The sequence below is a fragment of the Stenotrophomonas sp. 2YAF22 genome (assembly GCF_052114665.1).
GTDB lineage: Bacteria > Pseudomonadota > Gammaproteobacteria > Xanthomonadales > Xanthomonadaceae > Stenotrophomonas > Stenotrophomonas indicatrix.
The window spans coordinates 1-3,571 of sequence record NZ_JBFRFE010000451.1 but is presented as its reverse complement, the minus strand read 5'-3'; the positions used below and the strand labels follow the sequence as shown (position 1 = coordinate 3,571).

The 3,571-nt window shown below is 66.2% G+C and carries 4 protein-coding genes; 1 reads left to right on the top strand and 3 read right to left on the bottom strand.

The window, feature by feature from the left end; genetic code table 11:
• Nucleotides 1–173 precede the first annotated feature (173 nt).
• Nucleotides 174–968, bottom strand: coding sequence for an NYN domain-containing protein (locus AB4Y84_RS16245; RefSeq protein WP_442244501.1), 795 nt, complete (start codon nt 966–968; stop codon nt 174–176).
• Between the two features lie 122 nt (nt 969–1,090).
• Here AB4Y84_RS16245 and AB4Y84_RS16240 point away from each other — a divergent pair, with 122 nt between their 5' ends.
• The gene (locus AB4Y84_RS16240; protein WP_442244500.1) at nt 1,091–2,371 is read left to right on the top strand and encodes an NAD(P)/FAD-dependent oxidoreductase; all 1,281 of its coding nucleotides are present in this window, start codon (nt 1,091–1,093) and stop codon (nt 2,369–2,371) included.
• A 91-nt stretch (nt 2,372–2,462) separates the two neighbouring features.
• Here AB4Y84_RS16240 and AB4Y84_RS16235 read toward each other — a convergent pair whose 3' ends face one another.
• The gene (locus AB4Y84_RS16235; RefSeq protein ID WP_442244499.1) at nt 2,463–2,909 is read right to left on the bottom strand and encodes a hypothetical protein; all 447 of its coding nucleotides are present in this window, start codon (nt 2,907–2,909) and stop codon (nt 2,463–2,465) included.
• A 3-nt stretch (nt 2,910–2,912) separates the two neighbouring features.
• The gene (locus AB4Y84_RS16230) at nt 2,913–3,344 is read right to left on the bottom strand and encodes a nuclear transport factor 2 family protein (protein WP_442244498.1); all 432 of its coding nucleotides are present in this window, start codon (nt 3,342–3,344) and stop codon (nt 2,913–2,915) included.
• Nucleotides 3,345–3,571: the final 227 nt, after the last annotated feature.

Here is a 3,571-nt window from a genome sequence, read left to right as displayed (position 1 = left end):
CCACAGCACCTTGCGGACGTTGCTGGAATTGCGGCGACCCCAGATCTTCAACATGCGGATTTCCTTGCTGGCAATGCGAGCGGCAACGATACGCCTGATCGGCTTGGGTGTGAGCGCAATGACTGCATTGGGCATCCGCCGGGCCATGCCCGGCGACGCTGCGTGGCCGCGCGTTACCGGTTCTTCTTCGGCAGCGCGCGCACGTAGGAGGATTTACCGTCCTTCTTCAGTTCGAACAGACCGATTGCGGCCAGCAGATCGCTGAGCTTCCCGTAACCGTAGTTGCGCGGATCGAACGAGGCCTGGTTGCCGATCTGGCTGCCGACCGGACCCAGGTGCGACCAGCCATCCTCGCCTTCTGCCGAGGACACCGCACCGCGCAGCATCTTCACCAGACGCGTGTCGCTGCGCATTTCCGCCCCGCTCTTGCGTGGGCGCGCATCATCGCTGGTGGCCTGCTCGCTGGGCGCCTGTCCGTTCGATGATTGTTCGTTCGCTGCCTGCTCCACATCCTGCACGCTGGCGTGGGTCTGGCCCAACGCTTCGAGGTAGGTGAACTTCGAACATGCGTTGACGAAGGGTTCCGGCGTCTTCTTTTCGCCGAAGCCATACACCTTCACGCCATCGGTCAGCAGGCGCATCACCATCGGAGTGAAGTCGGCATCGCTGGACACGATCGCGAAACCATCGAGGTTGCGCGCGTACAGCAGATCCATCGCGTCGATCACCATCGCCATGTCCGACGCGTTCTTGCCCTTGCTGTAGGCGAACTGCTGGATCGGGCGGATCGCGTACTCGTGCAGCACCGCCTCCCAGCCCTTCAGTCGTGGGCTCTTCCAGTTGCCGTAGGCACGGCGGACGTTGGCCACACCGTAGCGCGCGACCTCGGCCAGGACTTCGTCGATCTTCGAGGCCGGTGCATTGTCGGCGTCGATCAACAGGGCGATGCGCTTTTCCGGTTCGCTCATGGACTCCTCACGGGCAGTTGCCTGAACCCGAGTATCGCCGATCCCGATGCACGCTGACGTGACAAGGACCGGCCATGCGAAGATGCCAGGCACTTCCCCCATGCCCCCCCTGGAGTGAGTCGATGAGTCGTGATCGCGTCCCCCACCTGGTCGTTGTCGGCGGCGGTTTCGCCGGCCTGTGGGCCACCCGTGCGCTGGCCCGCGAACGCATACGCATCACCCTGGTCGACCGTCGCAATCACCACCTGTTCCAGCCGCTGCTTTACCAGGTGGCCACCGCCGGGCTGTCGGCTCCGGATATCGCCGCACCGCTGCGCCATATCCTCGGCCACCAGCGCAACGTGGAGGTGCGGCTGGGCGAAGTGGTGGCCATCGACAAACAGGCACGCCAGGTGCGCATGGCCGATGGCAGCACGCTGGACTACGACAGCCTGCTGCTGGCCACCGGCGCCACCCATGCCTACTTCGGCCACGACGAATGGGCCGACGATGCGCCGGGCCTGAAGACCCTGGACGATGCCATCGCCCTGCGCCGCAAACTGCTGCTGGCGTTCGAGCGCGCCGAGGCCGAGCCGGACCCGGCGAAGAAGGCCGCATGGCTGAGCTTTGCGGTGGTGGGTGGTGGCCCGACCGGCGTCGAGCTGGCCGGCACTCTGGCGGAAATCGCCCGGCATACGCTGCGCAATGAATTCCGCCACATCGATCCAGCCAGCGCCAAGGTGCGGCTGGTCGAGGCCGGTCCGCGCGTGTTGTCCACCTTCCCCGAAGTGCTTTCGCTGAAAGCACGCCGGCAGTTGGAAAAGCTGGGCGTGGAAGTGATGACCGGCACGCCGGTGAGCCACATCGATGGACAGGGCTTCAAACTGGGCGACCAGTTCGTGCCCGCGCGCACCGTGGTCTGGGCCGCCGGCGTGGCCGCCTCACCGCTGGCGCGCACGCTGGACGTGCCGCTGGACCGCGCAGGTCGCGTGCAGGTGCAGCCCGACCTGACCCTGCCTGGTCATCCGGAACTGTTCGTGGCCGGCGACCTCGCTGCGCTGAACCAGGCCAACGGCAAACCAGTACCGGGCGTTGCGCCTGCCGCCAAGCAGATGGGCAAGTACGTGGCGGACGTGATTCGCGCGCGCCTACATGGCAAGGCAGCACCCGGGCCGTTCAAGTACGCCGACTTCGGCAACCTGGCCACTATCGGCCGCATGGCCGCGATCGTGCACCTGGGCAAGCTGCAGCTGTCCGGCGTGCTGGCCTGGTGGTTCTGGCTGGCCGCGCACGTGTTCTTCCTGATCGGGTTCCGCAACCGCGTCGTGGTGCTGTTGAACTGGGCGGTGGCGTACTGGAGCTACCAACGCAGCGCGCGGATCATTTTTGGCGATGACCGCGAAGACCGGCGGCCCCGACGGTAGTGCCGGCCGCTGGCCGGCTGCTGCGCGGTCGGATCCCTTTCCGCAGGAAGGGGCTCTGACTCCGTCAACGTCATCCACGCCTGGCGTGGATCTACCTCGGGCCGCCCGGGCCACGTGGGCGTGACCATACCTGGCAGACGTCTTCCTTTCTCGCGGTATCGGCAATCTGTGCGGCACTCCAATTCCGGGTGATCCAGATCGTCAACGCGGTGCTGCTCAGGTGCCAGCGCAGCATGTCGTGCTGCGGCTGCCGCATCAGGTGGCGGCGTGCAACCCAGAACGCTTCGCGCTCGATATCAGTCGCCTTCTTCAGCGCTCCAGGATCGAAGAACTGCGCCGCGAAGCGCCAAGGGTTCATCGGCTGGTATCCCGTTCGCAGTTCACTGCTGCATGCTGCCACACCGCTGGGCGCGCTGTCGGCCGGCTTCGGCCAGCCTTCCACCAGCGCCAGTCCGAGCAGGTACAGAAGGCCAGGCAGCAGCCCGATGCCGGCTGCCAGCACGACGACCGAGAGCCACGCTTTACCGGCGGCCCGCATCGCTCACTCCGCCTTCGGCTTCGGGTACCACAGCGCGTTGACGATGACCCAGCGCTGCTCGAAGCGGCCCATGTGGAAATAGTCGACGAACCACGGCGTTTCCAGCCGTACCGATGCGGCGTTGCCGGTCACGTCCAGCACCGTGCAACTGCGGTCCCATTGATCCTTCGGGGTCTTCAACGCGCCCTGCCTGGTCAGCGCGACCAGCTCTTCCTTCGACATCCGGCGCAGGCCGAGGCGTTCGTCGGGCGTATCACCGAGTACCGCGCGCTTGGCCAGGTCCGGGTGCAGGGAACGGGCGACGCGCTGCGGATTGGCTTCCAGTTGGCCGTCGACGTAGTCGTGGCAGGTCGCTTCAATGGCCGCGATCGTGGCGGCGTCGGCGGCAGGGCTTGCCGCTGCGGAAAGTGCGAACAACAGGGCAACGGCGGACATCCGGGTCTCCAGCGCTGAGGGCTGGGCGATCATGGCACGTTGATCCGGGGTACTGCTGGCCGCTGGCCGGCAACCGCAGGGTGCAACCAGGGTTCATGAGGTTGCCGGCCAGCGGCCGGCACTACCGCGCTTCATGCGTCGCGCGTGGTTCAGCCCTGTTCCTGCATCAGCCACGCCAGCTTGCGTTCGCGCGGCTGCCGCTTGAGCTCCCATTCGGCACGTGAGGC